Origin of the sequence: Lysinibacillus sp. GbtcB16, from assembly GCF_019091145.1 — a bacterium.
Taxonomy (GTDB): domain Bacteria; phylum Bacillota; class Bacilli; order Bacillales_A; family Planococcaceae; genus Lysinibacillus; species Lysinibacillus fusiformis.
The window spans coordinates 1-239 of record NZ_JAGXJV010000825.1 but is presented as its reverse complement, the minus strand read 5'-3'; the positions used below and the strand labels follow the sequence as shown (position 1 = coordinate 239).

Genomic DNA, 239 nt, shown 5'->3' with positions numbered 1-239 from the left:
AAACGGGTATGTATATCCATGCGTTTATCGCGATCCACATCGATCAGCACCGTGTTGTAAGGCATCGAAGAGCGCTGGTCGAGCGTCAATAACGTCGGCTCAGATAAGTAAGTATTAATGCCCAGATACGTATGCATGTCCGCGTACATCCACGGCTGCAATATGATCAGCTTACCCTCGGTATAGGCCGGCTTCTGATCTTCAATGATCTGCTCGATGGTCAGCCGCTGGGCGTCGGT

General features: G+C 51.0%; 1 pseudogene. It reads right to left on the bottom strand.

What is annotated here, in order from left to right:
* Window positions 1-239, bottom strand: a pseudogene (locus KVT27_RS26005) (phage tail protein); the annotation flags it as partial.